The sequence below is a fragment of the Streptomyces sp. B21-105 genome (assembly GCF_036898465.1).
Classification (GTDB): Bacteria; Actinomycetota; Actinomycetes; order Streptomycetales; family Streptomycetaceae; genus Streptomyces.
The window spans coordinates 7,777,114-7,800,186 of record NZ_JARUMJ010000001.1; the positions used below are offsets into that span (position 1 = coordinate 7,777,114).

General features: G+C 70.8%; 20 protein-coding genes and 1 pseudogene. 18 read left to right on the top strand and 3 right to left on the bottom strand.

From position 1 onward, the window contains the following. Window positions 1-96: 96 nt before the first annotated feature. The 7 genes from QA802_RS34840 (at window position 97) to QA802_RS34870 (ending at window position 4,410) form a co-directional block, all read left to right on the top strand. A complete protein-coding gene (locus QA802_RS34840) occupies window positions 97-438 on the top strand; it encodes an ArsR/SmtB family transcription factor (protein ID WP_123994598.1) in 342 nt (113 codons plus the stop codon). Window positions 439-506: 68 nt separating this feature from the next. Beyond that, window positions 507-2,150 (top strand): SulP family inorganic anion transporter, encoded by a 1,644-nt coding sequence (locus tag QA802_RS34845; RefSeq protein WP_443042311.1) that lies wholly within the window; start codon window positions 507-509, stop codon window positions 2,148-2,150. Continuing rightward, on the top strand, window positions 2,147-2,467 hold the full coding sequence (locus QA802_RS34850) for a pyridoxamine 5'-phosphate oxidase family protein (RefSeq protein ID WP_334531298.1): 321 nt from the start codon (window positions 2,147-2,149) through the stop codon (window positions 2,465-2,467). The genes QA802_RS34845 and QA802_RS34850 overlap by 4 nt, the downstream gene beginning before the upstream one ends. After that, window positions 2,464-2,889 (top strand): ATP-binding protein, encoded by a 426-nt coding sequence (locus tag QA802_RS34855; RefSeq protein ID WP_123994595.1) that lies wholly within the window; start codon window positions 2,464-2,466, stop codon window positions 2,887-2,889. Before QA802_RS34850 ends, QA802_RS34855 begins: the two co-directional genes overlap by 4 nt. 19 nt (window positions 2,890-2,908) lie before the next feature. Then, on the top strand, window positions 2,909-3,229 hold the full coding sequence (locus tag QA802_RS34860) for an anti-sigma factor antagonist (protein ID WP_216827026.1): 321 nt from the start codon (window positions 2,909-2,911) through the stop codon (window positions 3,227-3,229). 49 nt (window positions 3,230-3,278) lie between these two features. Beyond that, the gene (locus QA802_RS34865; protein ID WP_327722635.1) at window positions 3,279-3,632 is read left to right on the top strand and encodes a zinc ribbon domain-containing protein YjdM; all 354 of its coding nucleotides are present in this window, start codon (window positions 3,279-3,281) and stop codon (window positions 3,630-3,632) included. Between the two features lie 415 nt (window positions 3,633-4,047). Then, window positions 4,048-4,410 carry an ArsR/SmtB family transcription factor gene (locus tag QA802_RS34870; RefSeq protein WP_123994594.1) on the top strand — a complete coding sequence of 121 codons (363 nt, stop codon included), beginning with the start codon at window positions 4,048-4,050 and terminating at the stop codon, window positions 4,408-4,410. A 554-nt stretch (window positions 4,411-4,964) separates the two neighbouring features. On the opposite strand, the gene QA802_RS34875 is transcribed toward QA802_RS34870, so the two are convergent. After that, window positions 4,965-5,387: a pyridoxamine 5'-phosphate oxidase family protein gene (locus QA802_RS34875; RefSeq protein ID WP_123994593.1), complete on the bottom strand. Its 423-nt coding sequence runs from the start codon at window positions 5,385-5,387 to the stop codon at window positions 4,965-4,967. 392 nt (window positions 5,388-5,779) lie between these two features. On the opposite strand from QA802_RS34875, the gene QA802_RS34880 reads away from it, so the two are divergent. The 6 genes from QA802_RS34880 (at window position 5,780) to narI (ending at window position 14,630) form a co-directional block, all read left to right on the top strand. Then, on the top strand, window positions 5,780-6,991 hold the full coding sequence (locus QA802_RS34880; RefSeq protein WP_327722636.1) for an MFS transporter: 1,212 nt from the start codon (window positions 5,780-5,782) through the stop codon (window positions 6,989-6,991). Between the two features lie 47 nt (window positions 6,992-7,038). Beyond that, window positions 7,039-7,515, top strand: a complete 477-nt coding sequence (locus QA802_RS34885; protein WP_327720266.1) for a hemerythrin domain-containing protein — start codon at window positions 7,039-7,041, stop codon at window positions 7,513-7,515. 260 nt (window positions 7,516-7,775) lie between these two features. Beyond that, complete coding sequence (locus QA802_RS34890; protein ID WP_334531307.1) at window positions 7,776-11,504, top strand: nitrate reductase subunit alpha; 3,729 nt, start codon at window positions 7,776-7,778, stop codon at window positions 11,502-11,504. After that, the gene (narH, locus tag QA802_RS34895) at window positions 11,504-13,204 is read left to right on the top strand and encodes a nitrate reductase subunit beta (protein ID WP_334531309.1); all 1,701 of its coding nucleotides are present in this window, start codon (window positions 11,504-11,506) and stop codon (window positions 13,202-13,204) included. The genes QA802_RS34890 and narH overlap by 1 nt, the downstream gene beginning before the upstream one ends. Further along, on the top strand, window positions 13,201-13,863 hold the full coding sequence (gene narJ / locus QA802_RS34900) for a nitrate reductase molybdenum cofactor assembly chaperone (RefSeq protein WP_123994589.1): 663 nt from the start codon (window positions 13,201-13,203) through the stop codon (window positions 13,861-13,863). Before narH ends, narJ begins: the two co-directional genes overlap by 4 nt. Further along, a complete protein-coding gene (gene narI, locus QA802_RS34905) occupies window positions 13,860-14,630 on the top strand; it encodes a respiratory nitrate reductase subunit gamma (protein ID WP_327720269.1) in 771 nt (256 codons plus the stop codon). The genes narJ and narI overlap by 4 nt, the downstream gene beginning before the upstream one ends. Here narI and QA802_RS41770 read toward each other — a convergent pair. Further along, window positions 14,579-15,894: pseudogene (locus QA802_RS41770) on the bottom strand (DASS family sodium-coupled anion symporter). The gene narI and the pseudogene QA802_RS41770 overlap by 52 nt on opposite strands. 148 nt (window positions 15,895-16,042) lie before the next feature. After that, on the bottom strand, window positions 16,043-17,782 hold the full coding sequence (locus QA802_RS34925) for a sensor histidine kinase (protein WP_327720272.1): 1,740 nt from the start codon (window positions 17,780-17,782) through the stop codon (window positions 16,043-16,045). Between the two features lie 791 nt (window positions 17,783-18,573). Between QA802_RS34925 and QA802_RS34930 the strand changes: the two genes are divergently transcribed. From QA802_RS34930 to QA802_RS34950, 5 genes are all read left to right on the top strand, one after another. Next, window positions 18,574-19,671 (top strand): IS110 family RNA-guided transposase, encoded by a 1,098-nt coding sequence (locus tag QA802_RS34930; protein ID WP_334531316.1) that lies wholly within the window; start codon window positions 18,574-18,576, stop codon window positions 19,669-19,671. Between the two features lie 32 nt (window positions 19,672-19,703). Further along, complete coding sequence (pcaDC, locus tag QA802_RS34935) at window positions 19,704-21,071, top strand: bifunctional 3-oxoadipate enol-lactonase/4-carboxymuconolactone decarboxylase PcaDC (protein WP_334531319.1); 1,368 nt, start codon at window positions 19,704-19,706, stop codon at window positions 21,069-21,071. Between the two features lie 43 nt (window positions 21,072-21,114). Next, window positions 21,115-21,750 carry an MBL fold metallo-hydrolase gene (locus QA802_RS34940; RefSeq protein WP_334535060.1) on the top strand — a complete coding sequence of 212 codons (636 nt, stop codon included), beginning with the start codon at window positions 21,115-21,117 and terminating at the stop codon, window positions 21,748-21,750. 30 nt (window positions 21,751-21,780) lie between these two features. After that, a complete protein-coding gene (locus QA802_RS34945; RefSeq protein ID WP_334531324.1) occupies window positions 21,781-22,560 on the top strand; it encodes an exodeoxyribonuclease III in 780 nt (259 codons plus the stop codon). 74 nt (window positions 22,561-22,634) lie between these two features. Then, on the top strand, window positions 22,635-23,054 hold the full coding sequence (locus tag QA802_RS34950; RefSeq protein WP_306947709.1) for a DUF6278 family protein: 420 nt from the start codon (window positions 22,635-22,637) through the stop codon (window positions 23,052-23,054). Window positions 23,055-23,073: the final 19 nt, after the last annotated feature.

Here is a 23,073-nt window from a genome sequence, read left to right on the forward strand (position 1 = left end):
CACTACATGCTGTGTTGGTTATGTCCGCAAGTGGCCGCGGGCATGGCGCCAGACGACACCCCCGAGCTATCGGGGTGGTGAAGGGAGTCCCAGGCCGTGCCGGTTCCGCTGTATGAGGCCAAAGCTGAGTTCTTCCGGATGCTGGGGCACCCGGTCCGCATACGCGCACTCGAGCTCCTGCAGGGTGGGCCGATGCCGGTACGTGACCTGCTGGCCGCGATCGAGATCGAGCCCTCGGGGCTCTCCCAGCAGCTCGCGGTCCTGCGCCGCTCGGGCATCGTCACCTCGGCCCGTGACGGCTCCACCGTGGTGTACGAGCTGGCAGGCGGGGATGTGGCGGAGCTGTTGCGGGCCGCGCGCCGGATCCTGACCGAGATGCTGGCCGGGCGGAACGAACTCTTGGAAGAGCTGCGGGAAGCCGAGGTCGGGAGTCCGTGAGTACGTTCCTCACCCAGGCCGTGGGCCGGGTGCGCTCCTTGCTGCCTGCCCGCGCCGACTTCGCACTCATGGCCCGCAACCCGCGCCGGGATCTGCTCGCCGGCCTCACGGTCGCCATCGTGGCGCTGCCGCTCGCGCTCGGCTTCGGGGTCTCCTCCGGGCTCGGAGCCGCATCGGGACTTGCGACTGCCGTGGTGGCCGGTGCCCTGGCGGCGCTGTTCGGCGGCTCCAACCTCCAGGTCTCCGGCCCTACGGGAGCGATGACGGTCGTGCTGGTGCCGATCGTCGCCCGGTACGGGCCCGGCGGAGTGCTGACGGTCGGGCTGATGGCCGGTGTGCTGCTGATCGCGCTGGCCTTGCTGAAGGCCGGCCGGTACATGCGCTACATCCCCGCGCCGGTGGTGGAGGGCTTCACCCTCGGCATTGCCTGCGTCATCGCACTGCAGCAGATCCCGAACGCGCTGGGGGTGGCCAAGCCGGAGGGCGACAAGGTCCTGGTGGTGACCTGGCGGGCGATCGAGGAGTTCGTGAAGGCGCCGAACTCGACCGCCGTGATCCTCGCGCTCGCCGTGGCAGCCGTGATGCTGCTCGGGGCCCGGTGGTGGCCCACCATCCCGTTCTCGATCGTCGCGGTCATCGCCGCCACCCTCGTGTCCCAGCTCTTCCACCTGGACGCCGCCCAGCCGATCGGCGAGCTGCCCTCCGGACTGCCCGCCCCCTCCCTGGCCTTCCTCGACCTGTCCGCGGTGGGTTCGCTGCTCGCCCCAGCTGTCGCAGTCGCCGCGCTGGCCGCGCTGGAGTCGCTGCTGTCGGCGACGGTCGCGGACGGGATGACGGTGGGCCAGCAGCACGATCCGGACAAGGAGCTGTTCGGGCAGGGCATCGCGAACCTGGCCGCCCCGCTGTTCGGCGGCGTCCCCGCCACCGCGGCGATCGCCCGGACCGCCGTCAACGTCCGCACCGGCGCGGGCTCCCGGCTGGCCGCGCTCACCCACGCCGCCGTTCTCGCGGTCATCGTGTTCGCCGTCGCCCCGCTGGTCTCCAAGATCCCGCTCGCCGCCCTGGCAGGGGTACTGCTGGCGACCGCGATCCGGATGGTCGAGGTCGGCGCACTGCGGGCGATAGTGAAGGCGACCCGCTCGGACGCGATCGTCCTGGTCCTGACGGCCGTCGCCACGATCGCCCTGGACCTGGTCTACGCGGTGGTCATCGGCCTGGTCGTGGCCGGCGCCCTGGCCCTGCGGGCCGTCGCCGACCAGGCCCGGATGGATCAAGTGGACTTCAAGGCCGATCTACCCGGTGAGCACAGTGAGGAGGAGCACGCCCTGCTGGCCGAGCACATCGTCGCCTACCGGATCGACGGGCCGCTGTTCTTCGCCGGCGCCCACCGCTTCCTCCTGGAACTGAGCGAGGTGGCCGACGTCCGCGTGGTGATCCTGCGCATGTCGCGGATCACGACATTGGACGCCACCGGCGCCCTGGTCCTCAAGGACGCGGTGGAGAAGCTCAACCGGCGCGGCATCGCCGTGCTGACCTCCGGGATACGCCCCGGCCAGCACCAAGCCCTGCAGTCCGTCGGCGTCCTGGACCTGCTCCAGCTGGAGGGACGGCAGTACGCCACCACGCCGGAGGCCATCGCCGAGGCCCGCGCCCACCTGCACCGGGCCGGACTTCTGCCCGGCATCCGTGTCACCGAAGAGGCTTCCCGATGAGCACTCCCTCCCGCCGCACGACTGAGGTTTCCGGCAGCGAGGCGCTGGGGCTGCTCCAAGGCGCCGCCCAGGGGAGCATGGTCCATGTGCGGCGTGAGATGCCTGTGGTCCACCCGACCGTCCATGTCCGGGAGTACGGACGTCTGATCGTCCGTACTCCCGCGCAGGCCGCCGCTCTGGCCTGCCGGCCGTCGCTCACCGCTCACTACCGCCGTATCCTGCCCGGCTGGGCGCACGACCCGCACGACACCCTGGTCCGCATGCGCCCGCAAGCGGTGGCAGGGTTCCGCCTGGCCCACGCCGAGGCCGCCCGATGAGCGCCCAACTGGAAACCCTGCCCCTGCGGCATGTGCTGACCCTGCCGGCGATGGGCTCGGCGGTACGGATCGCTCGCGAGACCACCGAGCAGGTCCTCGCCGAGTGGGGCATCAGCCGACGGCATCCCACGGTGGATCCGGCGTTGCTGATCCTGTCCGAGCTGGTCACCAACAGCGTCCAGCACGCCGCCAGTCTGTCCCCGAACGTCACCGTGATCTACGCGGCCGGCTCGGACACGTTCGCGTTCGCCGTGCACGATCGCCACCCCTACCAGCCCGCGCTGTTCGCCGCGGTGACGGGAACGGGCGGCGGCGGGCTGGGCACCGTCATGGAGCTGACCCTGGGCCTGGGCGGCACCGCCGTCATCCGCGGTGACGCGGACGGCAAGGGAAAAAGCATCTGGATCACCCTCCCCCTGTGAAAGATCGAGGCGGCAGCGGATGACCATCGAGTGGCGCAACGCCACCCACCCCGGCCCGGGTGTTCTCTCCCTGGCCGGGCACCTGGGCCCCGAGGCGGCCGCCCGGTTCACCGGCGCGATCGGCTGGGTCCTGGCCCGGGCGCCGGGCGTCATCCTGGACCTGACCGCACTGCGTGGCTGGTCGGCCGGCGGCCAGGTGGCCGTGACCCAGTCGGCCCGCCTGCATCCCCGTGCGTTTGGACTGTGCGCCGCCCTCGCCGTTCACCGGGCCGTGGTGAGCAGCGCCAGTGGTGCAGGGACGCGTGGCCCGGCGAGCCCGCCGCGGCGATATGAAGCCTGATGTAAGTGATGCACACGAAGAACCAAGGCAAGGAAAGACCATGAGCGATGTGACCGAGACGCTGCCGCCGTGCCCCGAGTGCTCCGGCACGTACACCTACGAGATGGGCGCGCTCCTGGTCTGCCCCGAGTGCGGCCACGAGTGGTCGCCCGCAGTCGCAGAACCGGTGGGCAGCGCCGAGGACGGGGTGATCAGGGATGCGGTGGGCAATGTGCTCGCCGACGGCGACACGGTGACGGTGGTCAAGACCTTGAAGGTGAAGGGCAGCCCGTCCGGGATCAAGACCGGCACCAAGGTGCGCAACATCCGCCTCGTGGACGGGGTGGACGGCCATGACATCGACTGCAAGATCGACGGATTCGGCCCCATGCAGCTCAAGTCCAGCGTGGTCAAGAAGTCCTGACGGAGCGGCCCGTCGACATCGCGGACTGAACGCAGACCCAGGTGGTCCTGTCCTCGGTCGTGGACGAGACCACCTTGTTTGTCGGCACCGGGCGCCCACCCGCGGGGCCGAGTCCAAAGTGTCCAGCGCGGCGTCCCGATCGACATGCAGTGGGCCCTCGCGCTGGGCCAGCACCCAGCCGACCGGTGAGGACCGGCGCTGCGCGGGGGCCGGGCAGTCGTGGGATGCGCACCGAACCCCAACCTCCTCGGATTGCCGAATTGCTAATATGAGCAATTCACGAGGTCATCATGTGAGAGTGAGGGCGCGAGGATGTCCCCATGACGAAGAGTTTTGGGTGGATGCGATGCACGGTGCACGCACGACAGCGGCCGTCCGGCACTCCGGCGGTCTCTACGGGAGTGGGGAGTGCGCGGTGAGCGCGCCGCTTTACCAATTGAAGGCGGAATTCTTCAAGACCCTCGGCCATCCCGTACGGATCCGCGTGCTGGAACTCCTCAGCCAGCGCGAGCACGCGGTCTCCGAAATGCTCGGTGAGGTAGGTGTCGAAGCCGCCCACCTCTCCCAGCAGCTGGCCGTGCTGCGCCGGGCCAACCTCGTCATCCCCCGCCGGGAGGGCTCGGCCGTCTATTACTCGCTGGCCAGTCCGCAGGTGGCGGAGCTGCTGCGGGTCGCGCGCACCATCCTGTCCGGCGTACTGGCGGGTCAGGCCGAACTGCTGGCCAACCTGGAGGCCGCCGAGCCCGACGCCGAACCCAGGCGGCGCAGGCCGTCGTAGACGGCCCCACTCCAGCGGCGGCCGTCTCCCGGCGGAAACCCATTGAGCGCTCTGACGGCGGGAGGCGGCCGCCCTCTCCCCCCTGCCTGCGGGGCCCATGGCGCGGGCGGTCGAAGCAGACGGTATCCGGTCACCAGGTCAGGCCGGATCCGCACGACGTAGCCCCCCTGCCCACCGGTCCGGGAGTCAGCGCGCCGCCGGCGGGCCACGTTCCAAGGGCGCCGTCCCGGTGACGATCACGCTCCAGCCCGTATGGGACACCGGCGCGATCCCCGCACGGGCCCTGCTCTGTGCCGGGGCCGCGGTCTTGAGGCAGTGCTGTCGGCGAGCCGCCGCCCCAGGACGGCTCCGTCAGCCAGCTGGAAATCGACGGTCTCGTTCGCGTCCTGGAGGCCCGGACGGCTGGTGTTTTTTCACAAGGCGGGACGCCAGACGGCCGCGACGGGCGGCACCTGGGGCGGTGCGGCACATCCGCTGCCACCACCCCCACGACGCGGCGGGCGATCGTGGCCCGCGCAGATCGAGGACCGTGGCCAGGCCCTCTCTGCCGCTCCTCACGGATTGCCGCGTGCCCCGTTGAGCTCCCGGCCGGTGACCATCTCGGATTCGATCCGCACGTACACGGCCTCTTGCAGGGGCATCCAGGACATGGGGCCGTCCTGCGACAGGCGCTCGTGCTCGGCGGGCTCGGTCACCACGGTGGCCCGTCCGGTGACGACCACACTCCAGCCGGACCGGGTTGCCGCGTCGAACTCGTCCGCTTCGAAGGCGACCACGACGCCGTCGATGGCGCGTACGAGGTCCGAGTCCGGCGAGGTGCACAGCAGGACGGAGGCGTCCGTGTCCAGGGAGAAGTTGATGGGGAGGACCGCGGGCAGCGCCTGCCTGGTGTAAACCACGCGGCCGACCGGCACCTTGGAGAGCAGCCGCAGGCACTCCTGCCGGTCGAGTGAGCGAAAGGCGTCGTTCTGGGACATCAGTCCATCGTCCCCGCGGGAGCCGGGAGGGGATAGGGCCAGTCGGCCCTATCCCCTCCCGGCTCCCGCGGGGACGGCCGATCGCAGCCGTCGTTTCGCGTGAGCCGCTCGCGCAAGGCGGTTCAGAGGGCTGTTTGGAGGGACGGCCGGGTCCGAACCCGGGGACCGTCTGTCCGTCGGTAGGGACTGATGGCCCATGCCCCTGGTGCGTCCTGATGCGGACAGTGGTGACGTGACGCTGTTCTGCAGGCAAGGAGCCTGCGGTGCGCGTGCGATCCCGGTGGCGCAGTACCACCATGAAGTGGAAAGGGGCGGACAACATGGTCCAGCCGTTGGAGTCGAAGAGCGGCAGCTCACCGTCAACTGGGTCGGTGTCCGGCCGGGCGTGGCTGATGCTGGCCCTGGCCACGGTCGGTTTCGCCGTGAACTTCTGGGCGTGGGCGCTGCTCAGTCCGCTCGGCCCCCGGTTCAAGGACGGCCTCGACCTGTCGTCGTTCGAGCAGTCGCTGCTGGTGGCGGTGCCGGTCGTGGTCGGTTCGCTGGGCCGGATCCCGGTCGGCGGCCTGACCGACCGGTTCGGCGGCCGGGTCATGTTCCCGATCGTGTCGGCGGCCACCATCGTGCCGGTGCTCTACCTCGGCCTGGCCGGGCACTCCTCCCTCGCCGCCCTGCTCATCGGCGGGTTCTTCCTCGGCGTCGGCGGCACTGCCTTCGCCGTCGGTGTGCCGCTCGTCAACGCCTGGTTCCCGCCCGAGCGGCGTGGTCTTGCCATCGGCGTCTTCGGCGCCGGCATGGGCGGCACCGCGATCAGCGCCCTGACCACGGTGAAGCTGGTCGACGCGAACAGCATGTCCACTCCGTTCCTGGTCACCGCCGCGGTCCTGGCCGTGTATGCGGTGGCCGCCGCGCTGCTGCTGCGTGACGCGCCCGGCCGCACCGTGCCGACCGAGTCCTTGGCCCGCCGCCTGGCCGCCACCGTCCGGCTGCCCATCACCTGGCAGGCGTCCGCGCTGTACGCGGTCGCGTTCGGCGGCTACGTCGCCTTCTCCGTCTACCTGCCCACGTACCTCAAGACCGGCTACGGCCTGACCCAGGCCGACGCCGCGAACCGCATGGCCGGGTTCGTGCTCCTCGCAGTGGCGATGCGCCCGGTCGGTGGCTGGCTGTCCGACCGGATCGGTCCGGTCCGGGTGCTGGCCGGTGCGCTGACCGTGGTCGTGGCCGGTGCCGTCGTGCAGGCGTTCACCCCGGCCCTGGCGCCGGTGGGCACCGTCGCCTTCCTGGCCATGGCCGGCGCGCTCGGCGCGGGCAGCGGGGCGACCTTCGCCCTGGTGGCCCTGCGCACCCCGGCCAACCAGGTCGGCTCGGTCACCGGCGTGGTCGGCGCCGCGGGTGGACTGGGCGGCTTCCTGCCGCCGCTGGTGATGGGCTCGCTGTACGGCGCGTACGGCTCGTACGCGATCGGTCTCGTCCTGCTCGCGATCGTGGCCGCCGCGGCGCTGGTCTTCACCCTCACCGGTGTCCGCGCGGCGGCCGAAGGCGGCGAGAGGAAGCCGCGCACCGGCGGTCGGCGAGAGCACCGCACCGCCGGCACCACCGCGTAGGGGCGAGCGGCGCACAACGGCAGCAACGAAAGGCAGGGAGTAGACCAGTGTGCGAGTACTGCGGCTGCCAGTCGCTGGCGTCGATCGACGAGCTGACCCGCGAGCACGACGAGGTCGTCCGCCTGATCAGCCACCTCCGCCCGGCCCGCCAGGACGGTGACGTGGACCGGATGGCTCAGATCGCCCGCGAGATCACCATCGTGCTCGACCCGCACACACGGGTCGAGGAGTACGGCCTGTTCCCCGCGATGGCAGTGGACTTCCCCGAGCAGATCGCCGCCCTGGAAGCCGAGCACCGCCGTATCGAGGTGGTGCTGGCCGAGGCCGCCGACGGCGCGACACCCTCGGACCCGACCTGGCCGGACCGGCTCATCGAGGCGATGGCCCTGCTGCGCGATCACATCCTCAAGGAGCAGGACGGGGTCTTCCCGGCCGCGCTGGCCAACCTCAGCACCGAGGAGTGGGAAGCGGTCGAGAGGGCGCGCGCGCAGGCAGGCGGTGCCCTGTCCCGGCCGGCCGTCTGACCCCATGCTCCCGCTCTCTGGGGAGCCCTGCAGATCCCGCGCCCCCGCTCGCAATGAGCGGGGGCGCGGGATCTGCAGGGGCAGGTATGGCCTCGCGGAGCCCGGGTAACCGCCCTGCCCGCAGGCGATCTTTGGCAGGCCGCATGTTGGTCGTGGTGTGGCTGTTGACCTTCCGGGGCACGGCGGTCGTAGAGTCGTGTGCGGCCGGAACCGATCATAATTCGAACGGGCGCCCGGTGCGCCCGGGGCGGAGTCGCACGGTGAGCACGGAGACCAGCGGGAAACAGACGCGGGCGGGCCTGGACGGCGAATTGGCGGAGGCGCTGGTGCGCAGCCGCCGGTTCTTCACCAGGGCGGAGGTCTCCGACGATCTTCGCACCCTGCACCGGAAGGGCGGCCGTCAGGCGGACGATTTCTACCGGGACCGCTGGTCGCACGACAAGGTGGTGCGCTCCACCCACGGCGTGAACTGCACCGGCTCGTGCTCGTGGAAGGTGTACGTCAAGGACGGCATCATCACCTGGGAGGCGCAGCAGACCGACTACCCCTCGGTCGGCCCGGACCGCCCCGAGTACGAGCCGCGCGGCTGCCCGCGCGGGGCTGCCTTCTCCTGGTACACCTACTCGCCCACCCGGGTGCGCTACCCGTACGTGCGTGGCGTGCTGCTGCAGATGTACCGGGAGGCCAAGGCCCGCCTCGGCGACCCGGTCGCGGCCTGGGCGGACATCGTCTCCGACCCCGAGCGCGCCCGTCGCTACAAGAAGGCGCGCGGCAAGGGCGGCCTGGTGCGGGCGAGCTGGGACGAGGCGGTGGAGATGGTCGCCGCCGCGCACGTGCACACCATCAAGGAGTACGGACCCGACCGGCTGGCCGGGTTCTCCCCGATCCCGGCGATGTCGATGGTCTCGCACGCGGCCGGGGCCCGTTTCTACTCGCTGCTCGGCGGGGCGATGCTGTCGTTCTACGACTGGTACGCCGACCTGCCGGTCGCCTCCCCGCAGGTCTTCGGCGACCAGACGGACGTCCCGGAGTCGGGGGACTGGTGGGACGCCGGCTATCTGATCATGTGGGGTTCCAACCTGCCGGTGACCCGCACCCCGGACGCGCACTGGATGGCCGAGGCCCGCTACCGGGGTCAGAAGGTCGTCGCCGTGTCGCCCGACTACGCGGACAACGTGAAGTTCGCCGACGAGTGGCTCGCCGCCCAGCCCGGCACCGACGGCGCCCTCGCCATGGCCATGGGACACGTGATCCTCAAGGAGTTCTTCGTCGACCGGGCCACGCCGCAGTTCACCGACTACGTCAAGAAGTACACGGATCTGCCTTTCCTGGTGGCCCTGGACGAGGTCGAGGGCGAGCCGGACACGTTCACGCCGGGCAAGTTCCTGACCGCCGCCGACCTGGGTGGCGAGTATGCGCGGGCCGAGCACGCGGAGTTCCGCACTGTGCTGCTGGACGCGGCCACCGGCCGGCCGGTGGTGCCCAACGGAACGCTCGGCGACCGTTACGGCGAGGCAGGCGCCGGCAAGTGGAACCTCGACCTCGGCGACATCCAGCCGTTGCTGTCCGCCGAGGGCGGCGAGGAGGCGCCGGTCGCCGTCGCCCTGGCCCGCTTCGACGCCCCTGACGGCAGCGCGGCGCTCCTGCGGCGCGGCGTACCGGTTCAGCGGGTCGCCGGGCGGCTGGTGACCACGGTGTACGACCTCCTGCTCGCCCAGTACGGAGTGGCTCGCGACGGCCTGCCCGGCCGGTGGCCGTCCTCCTACGAGGACGCGGAGGAGCCGTACACCCCGGCCTGGCAGGCGGCGATCACCGGAGTGGAGGCCGGGAAGGCGGCGCGGATCGCGCGGGAGTTCGCGGCCAACGCCGAGGAGTCCGGCGGCCGTTCGATGATCATCATGGGGGCGGGCACCAACCACTGGTTCCACTCCGACACCATCTACCGCGCGTTCTTGACGTTGACCACGCTGACCGGCTGTCAGGGCGTCAACGGCGGCGGCTGGGCGCACTACGTCGGTCAGGAGAAGGTCCGTCCGATCACCGGCTACTCGGCGATCGCGACCGCCGGCGACTGGAACCGGCCGGCCCGGCAGATGATCCAGACCGCCTACTGGTACCTGCATGCCGACCAGTTCCGCTACGACCCGTTCTCCGCCGACACCCTCGCCGCGGCCGGTCCGCGAACGGGCGGCCCGTTCGCCGGGAAAACCACGGCGGACGTGATCGCGCAGTCGGCGCGGATGGGCTGGATGCCGTCCTATCCGACCTTCGACCGCAACCCCCTGGACCTGGCCGACGAGGCCGAGGCCGCGGGCCGGCCGGTCGCCGAGCACGTCGTGGACGAACTGAAGGCGGGGCGGCTGCGGTTCGCGGGCGAGGACCCGGACGCCCCCGAGAACTTCCCCCGGGTGCTGACCATCTGGCGGGCCAATCTGCTGGGCTCCTCGGCCAAGGGCAACGAGTACTTCCTCAAGCACCTCCTCGGCGCCGACCACTCGGTGCGAGCGACCGAGGCGCCGCCGGACGCCCGTCCCCGAGACGTGGTGTGGCGGGAGGAGGCGCCCGAGGGCAAGCTGGACCTGCTGCTGACCCTGGACTTCCGCATGACCAGCACGACCGTCTTCTCCGACATCGTCCTGCCCGCCGCCACCTGGTACGAGAAGCACGACCTGTCCAGCACCGACATGCACCCCTTCGTGCACGCCTTCAATCCGGCCATCGCCCCACCGTGGCAGACCCGCACCGACTGGGACGCCTTCCACACCATCGCCAAGGAGTTCAGCCGCCAGGCCGCCGATCACCTGGGCGTCCGCAAGGATGTGGTCGCCGCCGCGCTGCAGCACGACACCCCCGACGAGATGGCCAACCCGCACGGCCGGGTGCTCGACTGGAAGGCGGGGGAGTGCGAGCCGGTCCCCGGCCGCACGATGCCGAAGCTGGTGACGGTGGAACGCGACTACGCGGCCGTCGCCGACAAGATGGCCGCCCTCGGCCCGCTGCTGGACACCCTGGGCGCCACCACCAAGGGCGTCACCTTCAAGGTCGACCGCGAGCTGGAGTACCTGCGGCACAAGAACGGCACCGTGCGCGGAGGCACGGCCGACGGGCGGCCCTCGATCGCCCGCGACACGCACGCCTGCGAGGCGATCCTCGCCCTGTCCGGCACCACCAACGGCCACCTCGCCACCCAGGGCTTCCGCACCCTCGAAGCCCGCACCGGCACACAGCTCGCGGACCTGGCCGCCGAACACGAGGGCAAGCAGATCACCTTCGCCGACACCCAGGCCGCCCCCGTGCCGGTCATCACCTCCCCGGAATGGTCCGGCTCCGAGACCGGAGGACGCCGCTACTCCCCGTTCACCATCAACGTCGAACGCCTCAAGCCCTGGCACACCCTCACCGGCCGCCAGCACTTCTACCTCGACCACGACTGGATGACCGCACTGGGCGAGCAACTACCCGTCTACCGGCCACCGTTGAACATGCACGCCCTGTTCGACGAGCCCCGCATCGGCGAGACGGGCGAGCTCGGCGTGACCGTGCGCTACCTGACCCCGCACAACAAGTGGTCCATCCACTCCGAGTACCAGGACAACCTCTTCATGCTCTCCCTGTCGCGGGGCGGCCCGACGATCTGGATGAGCACCCAGGACGCGGCCAAGGTCGGCGTGAAGGACAACGACTGGGTCGAGGCCGTCAACCGCAACGGCGTGGTCGCCGCCCGCGCCATCGTCTCGCACCGCATGCCCGAGGGCACCGTCTACATGCACCACGCCCAAGACCGCCTCATCGACGTGCCCCGCACCGAGACCACCGGCCGGCGCGGCGGCATCCACAACTCGCTGACCCGGCTGCTGATCAAACCCAGCCACCTCATCGGCGGCTACGCCCAGCTCTCCTACGCCTTCAACTACCTCGGCCCCACCGGCAACCAGCGCGACGAGGTCACCGTCATCCGCCGCCGCAGCAACCAGGAGGTGACGTACTGATGCGCGTGATGGCTCAGATGGCGATGGTGATGAACCTCGACAAGTGCATCGGCTGCCACACCTGCTCGGTCACCTGCAAGCAGGCGTGGACCAACCGCACCGGCGTCGAGTATGTGTGGTTCAACAACGTCGAGACCCGCCCCGGCCAGGGCTACCCCCGCCGCTACGAGGACCAGGACAAGTGGCGCGGCGGCTGGGAGCTGAACAAGAAGGGCCGTCTCGCGCTGAAGGCGGGCGGCCGGTTCAAGAAGCTGATCCAGATCTTCTCCAACCCCGTCCTGCCGTCCCTGGACGACTACTACGAGCCCTGGACCTACGACTACGAGACGCTCACCAACGCCCCGCTGCAGGAGCACACCCCGGTTGCCCGCCCCAAGTCCCTGATCTCCGGCAAGGACATGAAGATCGCCTGGTCGGCGAACTGGGACGACGACCTCGGCGGATCGGCCGCGACCAGCGAGAAGGACGTGCTGCTCAACCAGGTCTCGGAGAAGATCAAGTTCGAGTTCGAGCAGACCTTCATGTTCTATCTGCCGCGGATCTGCGAGCACTGCCTCAACCCGTCCTGCGCGGCGTCCTGCCCCTCCGGCGCCATCTACAAGCGGGAGGAGGACGGCATCGTCCTGGTCGACCAGGACCGCTGCCGGGGCTGGCGCATGTGCGTGACGGGCTGCCCGTACAAGAAGGTGTACTTCAACCACCGCACCGGCAAGGCCGAGAAGTGCACCTTCTGCTTCCCGCGCGTCGAGGTGGGCCTGCCCACCGTCTGCTCCGAGACCTGTGTCGGCCGGCTGCGCTACATCGGCCTCGTCCTCTACGACGCCGACCGCGTCCTGGAAGCCGCCTCCACACCCGACGACACCGGACTGTACGAAGCCCAGCGACAGGTCTTCCTTGACCCCGACGACCCTCAGGTCATCGCCGCAGCCGAGAAGGCGGGCATCCCCCGGGACTGGATCGAAGCCGCCCAGCGCTCACCGATCCACGCACTGATCAACACGTACAAGGTGGCCCTGCCTCTGCACCCGGAGTACCGGACGATGCCCATGGTCTGGTACATTCCGCCGCTGTCGCCGGTGGTCGACGCCGTCCGTGACACCGGCCGCGACGCCGAGGATCACCAGAACCTGTTCGCGGCCGTCGAGTCCCTGCGTATCCCCGTCGACTACCTCGCCCAGCTGTTCACCGCGGGCGACCCGGCACCGGTTGACGCGGTCCTGCGCCGGCTGGCAGCGATGCGGGCGTACATGCGTGACATCAACCTCGGCCGCGAGCCCGATGCCGCGATCCCGAAGGCCGTGGGCATGGGCGAAGAACAGATGTACGACATGTATCGGCTGCTGGCCCTGGCCAAGTACGACGAGCGGTACGTCATTCCGCCCGCGCACGCCGAACAGGCCCACAAACTCGAAGAGTTGGCCACCGAGTGCAGCCTCGACTACGAGGGCGGCCCCGGCATGGGCGGCTCGGGCCCCTTCGGTGAGACCTCCGGCGGTGCCGCCCCGATCGCGGTGGAGAACTTCCACGCCCTGCGCGACCGGCAGACCGCCGACACCCCGGCCACGCCCAGCGACAAGGCCACCCGAGTCAACCTCCTCAACTGGGACGGCAAAAGCTCCCCTCCCGGCCTGTTCCCGGACAAACCATCCGGCAGCGGCGTCGGCGCGGCCGGCGACGGGGAGGTCGAGCCGAAACCATGAAACAGAAGACCACGCGCGCGGCCCGCACCGAGTCCTGGCACTCCCACGCCTGGCAGGCCCAGTCCCTGCTGCTCGCCTACCCCGACGACCAGTTCGAGCAGCGCCTGGCGCTGGCCGGTCAGGTCACCGCCACCCTGCCGGAACCCGTCGCCCGCCCCCTCCTCCGCTTCACCACGCACGCCGGGCGGACCGCCACCGCCGACTTGGCCACCTCCTACGTCGCCACCTTCGACCACCGCAAACGCTGCTGCCCCTATCTGACGTACTACGCCCACGGCGACACCCGGAAGCGTGGCATCGGCCTGCTGCGGTTGAAGCAGACCTATGCGGCGGCCGGCTGGCGCCTGGGCGACGACGAGCTGCCCGACCACCTCGCCGTTGTCCTCGAGTTCGCCGCCACCGAACCGGGCACGGGAGCGCGTCTGCTCACCGAACACCGTGCCGGCCTGGAACTCCTGCGCCTGGCCCTGACCGACGACGGCTCGCCCTGGGCTCACGTCCTGGACTCCGTCTCGGCCACCCTGCCCGCCCTCGCCGGCGACGACCGCGAGGCGGTCATGCGCCTGGCCGCCCAGGGCCCGCCCGAGGAGCAGGTCGGCCTCGATCCGTACGCATCCCCCGTGTTCCTGCCCGACCCCGTCGTAGGAGGTCCCCGATGACTGCGCCCGCGCAACCCCTCACCCTGGCGGCCGAGACGGGCACCGGCGGCATTCTGCTGTGGGTCGTGCTGCCGTACGTCGTCCTCGCGGTGTTCGTGCTCGGCCATGTCTGGCGCTACCGCTACGACAAGTTCGGCTGGACCACCCGCTCCTCCCAGCTGTACGAGAGGCGGCTGCTGCGCGTCGGCAGCCCGCTGTTCCACTTCGGGATCCTGGTCGTACTCCTCGGCCACATCGGCGGCCTGGTCATTCCGGAGAGCTGGACCGAAGAGGTCGGTATCAGCGAGGACGCCTACCACGTGTCGGCCGTTGTCCTCGGGACGATCGCGGGCGTCGCCACCGTGGGCGGACTGGCCATCCTGATCTACCGACGCCGCACCGTCGGGCCCGTGTTCTCAGCCACCACCCGCAATGACAAGGCCATGTACGTCTCCCTGACGGTGACCATCGCCCTGGGCCTGGCCGCCACGGTGGCCGCGAACATCGTGGGCGGCGGCTACAACTACCGGGAAACGATCTCCCCCTGGTTCCGCTCCATCTTCTACCTCCAGCCCGACCCCGCCCTGATGGCCGAAGCCCCGGTGCTCTTCCAACTTCACGCGATCAGCGCCCTCCTGCTGTTCGCGGCTTGGCCGTTCACCCGGCTCGTGCACATGCTCACCGCACCGCTCGGCTACCTCACCCGCCCCTACATCGTCTACCGCAGTCGCGACACTCAGCTCGGCGCCCGCGCCCCGCGCCGTGGCTGGGACCGCGTGGGATCATGAAAAGCCAGGCCGGGAAACGAGTGAGGCGCTGGGGCTGACAGTCGGGACTGGTCGGGCCGGTACGTCAGATACGGAGTACCGACAACTTGACTACGTTCTCTTGCTGTCCGACGGCTTCTGCCGAGGTCTCCGGCCCGTTCCGCAAGCAGAACGGGCCGGGAGGCCATCATGAGCAGGACGGCGAACCACACCAGGGTGGTCCAGGCCGCCTTCTCCGCGGCCAGGTCGCCCCAGGTCAGTACGCCGGTCACGAGCAGCAGTGCCACGCCGGTGAAGGCGGAGACGGTGGCGGACAGGTCCCAGACCTGGCCGCCGACCGACCGCAGCAGGAGCAGCAGGACGAAGACGCCTGCCATGGTCCATTCCTGGCGGGACATCCGGCCCAGCTCGGCGAGCTGAGCGCGGGCCTGGTCCGGGGCCTCGGGGGTGGCGCGGACGGCAGGCGGGAAGACGCGGTACAGCAGCGCGGGGAGCACCAGCAGGGCCACCAGTCCGGGCACGATGGCCGCGAGCGCTCAGGAGCTCCAGCTGAGGGCGATGCCGTGGTCGGCGGCGAGCTTCTGCACCAGGGGGTTGGCGGCCACGGAGGTCAGGAACATGGCGCTGGTGACCGTGTTGATCTGCATGGCGGTCACGCTGAGGTAGGCGCCGAGCTTGCGGCGGCTTTCGTCGCCGGGGTGCGAGCCGGCGTTGGTGCTGAGCGAGCCGATGACGGGTTGACGACGCCGCCGTAGCGGGCGGTGTTGCTCGGGGTGGCCGGGGCGAGCACCAGGTCGGTGAGGGTGATGCCGTAGGCCAGCCCCAGGCTGCTGCGGCCCAGGGCACGGACGAACAGCAGGGCGATGCGACGGCCGAGGCCGGTCTTGGTGAATCCCAGTGAGATGAAGAACGCGGCCACGATCAGCCAGATGGTCGGCTCGGAGAAGCCGCCGAGCGCGACGTCCGGCTCCAGCGTGCCGGTGATCATCGCCGCTGTCAGGCCGACGAGGGCGACCGCGCCGAGTGGCAGCGGCTGCAAGATCAGGCCCAGTACGGTGCCGGTGAAGATGGCGAGTACCGCCCACCCGCCGGCCTTGATTCCGTCCGGCTGCGGCAGCAGGTAGACGGTCAGACCCACGGCCACGGGGACGGCCCACTTCAGTGCTGTCCCTGTCGTGGCGGCACGCGCCTTGGCCGGGGCAGGGGACGGCGCCGACCTGGCTGGTGTTCCTTCTGCGTCCCGGAAGGGGCTCATCGTTGCCAGCCCGTGGGTGGGGCCCGGCATGTCTCGGACGACTCAGCCGGACCAGGGTCGAGTTTGCGCCTCCACGGTGACGTTTGGGGAGGAGACCAGGCGCGAGGTGACCGGCCCTCGTCGTGGGGCCGCACGGCACCGAGGAGGGAGCGTGTTGGTCCCGCCCCCGCCCCGGGGCTCAGGCGTCCGTCTGCGTGGGGAGAGGCACGGTCCATTCCGCGATGGTGCCGGTGGGTTCGTTCGGCGTGAGAGTGAAGCCGCCACCGAGGTCGGTGGCGCGCCGACGGAGGTTGTCCAGGCCGCTGCGCCGGGTGACGGCCGGGTCGATGCCGCTGCCGTTGTCGGCGACGCGCAGGTGGAGCCGTCGGCCGTCCGTCTCGGCGGTGACCTCGACGGCGGTGGCGTGCGCGTGCCGGGCGGCGTTGGAGAGCGTCTCGCGCAGGACAGCGAGCAGGTGCTCGGCATGGTCCGCGGGCACGTCGGTGTCGAGCAGGCCGGTCATGCGCAGGGCGGGAGTGAAGCCGAGCACGTCGGCGGCCTGGTCGGTCTCGGCCAGAAGCCTTGCGCGCAGCCCGCCGCGGCTGTCGGAGCGGTCGCGCTCGTGCAGCGCGTAGATCGTGCCTCGTACGGTCTTGATGGTGTCGTCGAGGTCGTCGACCACGCGCTGGACGCGCTCGGCCACCTCGGGCCGGTCGGAAATCCGGCCGAGTACGGAATTGAGGGTCAGGCCGGAGGCGAAGAGCCGTTGGATGGCAAGGTCGTGCAGGTCGCGAGCGATGCGGTCGCGGTCGGTCAGGACCACAAGGTGTTCGGCCTCGCGCCGGTGCTCGGCGATCTCCAGGGCGAGTGCGGCCTGGTCGGCAAAGCTGTCGATCATGGCCATGGTGGCGTCGGAGAACTCCGCGCCGCCGGGCAGGTTGGCCACCTGCAAAACTCCGCGCACGTTCTCGCCGCCGCCGAGAGGGAGCAGGAACCCCGGCCCCAGGCCCAGCTGTGCCGCTGAACCGCCACCGGCCTGCGGCTCGGCGGACAGCGCACTGCTGCTGATCCGCTGGTTGGAGTGGTAGACCTTCGCGGCCAGTGTGGTGGCCGGCAGGACCAGTCCTCGCACCTGCTCGGCGCCCTCGCCGTCGGCGGCCTCGATCACCAGCTCCTCGCCGCCGTCGAACCGTACCGCCAGCGTCACCAGGTCGGCGCCGGACAGCGTCCGGACGGTGGCGGCGACCTGATGCAGAACCTGGTCCGGGTCGGTGCCCGACAGCAGGCTGCGGGTCAGTTCGCTGCTCGCCGCCAGCCACTGCTCCCGGCGCCGGGAGCCCTCGTACAGGCGGGCGTTGTCGATGGCCACACCGGCCGCGGCCGCGAGCGTACGCAGCACCGCCTCGTCATCGTCGTCGAACTCCGACCCTCCGCGCTTGTCGGTCAGGTACAGGTTTCCGAAGACCTGGTCGCGCACGCGCACCGGCGCGCCCAGGAAGGTGGTCATCGGCGGATGCCCCGCGGGGAAGCCGACCGAGTCGGAGTGGCGGCCCAGGTTGGCCAGGCGCAGCGGCTCCGGCTCCCTGATCAGGAGTCCCAGGATGCCATGGCCCTCGGGATAATGGCCGATGGCACGGATGGTGTCCTCGTCCATGCCGACCGTGATGAACTGCCGGATCTTCCCTTCCTCGCCCAGCACGCCGAGGGCCCCGTACTGGGCGTCCACCAGGGTGACCGCGGACTCGGTGATCCGCCGCAGCACCACGTCGAGATCCAGATCGGTGCCGATGGTGAGGACCGCGTCCAGCAGCGTGTGCACCCGGTCCCTGGCCGCGCGAACCCGCTCCACCTGCGCCTGCAGGCCCTCCAGCAACTCATCCAGCCGCAACTGGGGTGCCGCCGGGCCGCCCCTGCGCCCCTGCGCTGGACTCTCCGCCATTTCCGCTCCCTCCGGAAAAGGTGCCGTTGGCACCTTCTCATCATGCCCGAATGGCTCTGCTTGCACCCGAACGCCTGTGTTGGACGGCCGCCCCAGATCCTATGGCCCTGCGACGTGTGTGAACGATGCGCGGTGTGAGATCCCGGCGGGCGCCACCCACCGCACCCCTCCCGGGGTCATTCACAGCCGCCCCGCGGAGTGGATGCCGTTCGGCCGCTTCTCGGAGACGAATGGCCCTGGCCGGGGCGGCGGGATCGCACAGACCCTGGGAACAAGGATGCAGGGAGCGTTCCGGTGGACGGCTCAGACGCTGCGGTACGCCGACCGTCGCGGGTCAGCCGCAGCGTGCTGGGCCGCCTGATCCTGGAGGGTCCGAGGCCGTTCGTGCCAAGGGCGACGAAGGACTGCCGGTAAGGCTGGCCACACGGCTGTTCGTCAAGGCCGGTCATGAGTGGACGAAGAGTCAACTCATTGTCAGCCCGCCCCGGCCAGGTTGAGCAGCGGTTCGGACGAAGCCATCCGGCTGTGGTCGGGGCATGCCGTTATGCCGGGATCGATGGGAGGGTTGCGCAGTGCCGTCCCGGACGGGGGTCTGACTCATGAGATCTATGACCGAAGTGTCCAGTCACAGGCATGTCGACTGTCGTTACGGGATGGCGCCTGCTGGTACCGAGCCACAGGGCGTGTCCCAATAGGGGCCTTGCCGACGATCAGGCGCCATCACGGTTCAGACCGCCCGGGCAGGCCGGTGCCATCCACCCAGCACGTCACCACGCGGGAGGCGAACCACCATGACGACCAGACAGCGCAGCACCTCCTCCAGCATGAATCCTTCCGTTCGGGGCGAGGTCGTCCTGGGCGTGGACACGCACGGCGAGGTTCATGTTGCCGCCGTGCTCTCTCCGCTGGGGAAGGTCCTGGGAACCGAGTCCTTTCCGGCCACGGCGGCCGGCTACCGTCGGCTGCTCGCCTGGGCCGGCGAGCTGGGGACGGTGCGCCGGGCCGGTGTGGAGGGCACCGGCACCTTCGGCGCGGGCCTGGCCCGTTACCTGCTGGCGCAGCAGGTCGAGGTATATGAGGTGAACCGGCCGGATCGCTCGGCCCGTCGGCTGCTGGGGAAGTCGGACCCGCTCGACGCGCAGGCCGCCGCGCGGGCCGTGCTCAGCGGTCGCGCCCGGGCCCGGGCCAAGTCCGGCGACGGTCCGGTGCACAGCGCCCGGATCTTCAAGCTCGCCAAGGACTCCGCGGTCAAGGCTCGTACCCAGGCGATCAACCAGCTCAAGGCCGTCCTGGTCATCGCCGATCCCGCACTGCGGGAACGGCTGACCAGCCTCGGCAACGCCGAACTCTTCCGCACCTGCGCGCGCCTCGGCCCACCCGACGATGAAGGAGAAGAGGACGCGGTGGCCCAGGCCACCCAGATGACCCTGAGCATGCTCGCCCAGCGCATCGAACAGCTCACCGCGCAGATCAATGAGCTGAACCAGCGCCTGATCCGGCTCGTCGAACGCCACGCCCCACAGCTGCTCGTACCGGTGGGCATCGGCCCGGACAGCGCCGCCACTCTCCTGATCACCATGGGAGACAATCCCGAGCGGCTGAACACCGAGGCGTCCTTTGCTGCCCTTTGCGGAGTCAGCCCCATCGAGTACTCCTCTGGCCGGCGGAGCACGCGTCGGCTCAACTACGGCGGCGACCGCCAGGCGAACGCCGCCCTGCACCGCATCGTCTTCACCCGGCTGCGCCACGACCCCCGCACCCAGGCGTACTTCGAACGCCGCACGCAGGAGGGCAAGACCCGACGTGAGATCATCCGATGCCTCAAGCGGTATGCCGCCCGAGAGGTCTTCAACCTGGTCAGACCGGTTTCCAGCGCCCCCGCGTTATAGGGGCGTCCGTGACAGATGAGAGGGTCAGGCGGGTGAGTGAGACACCGATGAACACCCTGCAATACCGCTTTGACGGGCCAGAAGACGCCCCGGTCCTGATCCTCGGTCCCTCACTGGGTACCACATGGCACATGTGGGACCGTCAGGTTCCGGAGCTGGCCCAGCAGTGGCGGGTGTTCCGCTTCGATCTGCCGGGCCACGGCGGCGCACCCGCCCACCCGGCGGCCTCGGTCACGGACCTCGCCGAACGGCTGCTCGCCACGCTGGACGGGCTCGGCGTGCAGCGCTTCGGCTACGCGGGCTGCGCCTTCGGCGGCGCGGTGGGCGTGGAGCTGGCCCTGCGGCACCCCGAGCGCGTCGCCTCGCTCGCGCTGATCGCGGCGTCGCCCCGGTTCGGCACGGCCGACGAGTTCCGCCAGCGCGGCGTGATCGTCCGCACGAACGGCCTCGACCCCATCGCCCGCACCTCGCCCGACCGCTGGTTCACCGGCGGATTCGCGGCCGCGCAGCCCGCGATCACCGAGTGGGCCGTGCAGATGGTGCGCACCACCGACCCCGGCTGCTACATAGCGGCCTGTGAGGCGCTCGCCGCGTTCGACGTACGGGCCGAGATCGGCCTCGTCGGCGTCCCGACGCTGGTCCTCGTCGGCTCGGACGACCAGGTCACCGGCCCCGCCGAGGCCCGCACCCTGGTCGCCGGCATCCCGGACGCCCGTCTCGCGGTCGTCCCCGGCGCCTCGCACCTGGTCCCGGTGGAGCAGCCGGCCGCCGTCACCGACCTGCTGGTCCGGCACTTCTCCACCGCGTGGCAGCCCGCCTACGACTCGGGCACCGGGCAGACGGCCGTCCCGGGCATCCCCGTCCGGGCGATGCCGACCGCGCCGCCGCAGCAGCCCCAGCAGCCCCAGCAGCCCCAGCAGCCCCAGCAGCCGCTGCAGCCCCAGCAGTTCCTGCAGCCGGTGGCCGTCGCGGAGATCGAGCCCGCCCCGGTCCTCCAGCCGCCGCAGGTCATGGGCCGCCCCGACCCGCACGACGCCGGACTGAAAGTGCGCCGGGAGGTCCTCGGCGACGCCCATGTGGACCGCACGCTGTCGCAGGCCGACGACTTCTCGGGGCCCTTCCAGGAGTTCGTCACCCGCTACGCCTGGGGCGAGGTCTGGGACCGTCCGGGCCTCGACCGGCGCACCCGCTCCTGCGTCACGCTCACCGCGCTGGTCGCCGGCGGCCACCTAGAGGAGCTCGCCGTGCACACCCGTGCCGCGCTGCGCAACGGCCTCACCCCGGACGAGATCAGGGAGGTGCTGCTCCAGGCGGCCGTCTACTGCGGTCTGCCGGCGGCGAACGGCGCGTTCAAGGTGGCGCAGCAGGTCATCCGTGAGGAGACCACCCCCACCGAGTGAGCCCGCCGGCCGACGCGGGGGCAGGATGGGACGCATGACGGCACTGAAGCTGACGAAGATGGCCCACGCGTGCGTGCGTCTGGAGAAGGACGGGCGCACGCTCGTCGTCGACCCGGGCGGGTTCAGCGAGACGGACGCAGCCCTCGGCGCGGACGCGATCCTCGTCACCCACGAGCACCCCGACCACTTCGACGAGGGACGGCTGCGTGCCGCCCTGGAGGCCGACCCGGCGGCCGAGATCTGGACCCTGAGGTCGGTGGCCGAGAAGATCGCCGCGGCCTTCCCGGGCCGCGTCCACACCGTCGGCCACGGCGACACGTTCACCGCGGCGGGCTTCGACGTCCAGGTGCACGGCGAGCTGCACGCCGTCATCCACCCGGACATCCCGCGCATCACCAACGTCGGCTATCTCATCGACGGCGGCCGGGTCTTCCACCCCGGCGACGCCCTCACCGTCCCCGACCGCCCCGTGCAGACGCTGATGCTTCCCGTGATGGCTCCCTGGAGCAAGATCTCCGAGGTCATCGACTACGTCCGCGAGGTGCGCCCGCAGCGCGCCTACGACGTCCACGACGCCCTGCTGACCGACCTCGCCCGGCCGATCTACGACCGGCAGATCGGCGCCCTCGGGGGCGCGGAGCACCTGAGGCTGGCGCCGGGGGAGAGCGCGGCACTGTGAGTGTCAGTGGTGCCCGGTAGGTTGTGGGACATGCGTATCGCGACCTGGAACGTGAACTCGATCACCGCCCGTCTGCCGAGGCTCCTGGCGTGGCTGGAGAGCAGCGGCGCCGACGTGCTGTGCCTCCAGGAGACCAAGGTCGCCGAGGAGCAGTTCCCGTTCGAGCAGCTGCGCGAGCTGGGCTACGAGGCGGCGGTCCACGCCACCGGCCGGTGGAACGGCGTGGCGGTCGTCTCCCGCGTCGGCCTGGCGGACGTCGTCAAGGGCCTGCCCGGCGATCCCGGCTACGACGGCGCGCCGGAGCCGCGCGCGGTGTCGGCGACCTGCGGTCCGGTCCGCGTGTGGTCGGTGTACGTGCCGAACGGCCGCGAGGTCGACCACCCGCACTACGCCTACAAGCTCCAGTGGTTCGAGGCCCTCAAGGCGGCCGTCGCCGGGGACGCGGCGGGCAGCCGGCCCTTCGCGGTGCTGGGCGACTACAACGTGGCGCCGACCGACGACGACGTGTACGACCGGGCCGCCTTCGAGGGCCTCACCCATGTCACCCCGGCCGAGCGGGCGGCCCTCGCGTCCCTGCGCGAGGCCGGACTGTCGGACGTCGTCCCGCGCCCCCTGAAGTACGAGCACCCGTTCACGTACTGGGACTACCGCCAGCTCGCCTTCCCCAAGAACCGCGGCATGCGCATCGACCTGGTGTACGGCAACGAGCCGTTCGCCAAGGCGGTCGAGGACTCCTACGTCGACCGCGAGGAGCGCAAGGGCAAGGGCGCCTCGGACCACGCCCCCGTCGTGGTCGACCTGGAGGTGTAGGGCCCGTCCGCCCGGCGCGCGCGGGCCAGCGCGCCCTGTGGTGTGCTCGCCGGTGCGAATGTCACGCTGGGTCTATGAACATCCCTTTCCTGGGCAACAGGAGCAAGAAGTACCGTGCGGCGGTACTGGCCGAGGACCCCGAGGGGATCGCCGAACTCCTCGCCGAGTGCGAACTGTTGCGCTCCCACGCGGCCCGGCAGGGGATCGGACTGGACGACACGGCGGGTTCGCTGGAGGCGCTCGACCAGCTGCCGCCCCGCTGGCGCGACGACGAGGAGAACCTGCCCTGGTTCGGCCACGACGCGGGGCTCTACCTGGGGACGGTCGTCGTGCGCTCCGTGCCCGGCGCGGCCTGGGCGATCCGGCCCGGCGGGGAGGTGGTCGTCCGGCTGTCGTCGGGCCGTGAGGTCGACGTGGTCGCGGCCGGGCGCGAGTGGGCCGTGAGCGGGACGCCCGAGCTGTCCCAGCTGTACGCCGAGGTGGCCGAGAACTGACCGACCGCCGACCGCGACC